Below are 532 nucleotides of genomic sequence, written 5' to 3' on the forward strand. Positions count from 1 at the left end.
TTCGGCTACCCGATTATGTTTTTTTTACAACATATGTAGAGCCTTCATGGCTGATCACCATGTTATAGCGCTTTAATTCTTTATAAGTACTCTTTATCTCAATCTCCCCAGTAATATAGCCTTTAGATGTCCTATTATCTCCAGCTTCTAGGCCAATCCAAATATCAGATTTAAAGGCTATATTTCTCTCACCAAGTCTTTTCAGTTTAAGTTGTTCTAAATCACTACACCACATTCTATTCGGGCAACAGCCTGTCTTTAATTTCCAAGTTAAAAAGAACTCAAAAGCACCCGGTAAATAAGGCTTTTTTATCCCTTTGTTATCAGAAAGACCAAGCACTAAGGCTAGTACTTTTGCTAAATGTCTTTCTTGCCGCAGCGCGCATTTTTTAAGTCTTCTATTACTGGAGTACAATCGACTAAAATATAGTTTTTTATTAGTAGTATATTTTTCTTTCATAAAGGTTGCTTCACGAGAAGCTTGGTTAAAAACATAACTTCCAAATATGGGGCGCAAATACGTGTGCAATAA

General features: G+C 35.3%; 1 protein-coding gene. It reads right to left on the minus strand.

Annotated features, from left to right (window positions below):
- Positions 1–13: 13 nt before the first annotated feature.
- The coding region (locus GVO62_RS19300; protein ID WP_236547247.1) for a hypothetical protein at positions 14–532 on the minus strand (519 nt) is incomplete at its 5' end.

The organism is Alteromonas sp. KUL150 (assembly GCF_009811475.1).
GTDB lineage: Bacteria > Pseudomonadota > Gammaproteobacteria > Enterobacterales > Alteromonadaceae > Alteromonas > Alteromonas gracilis.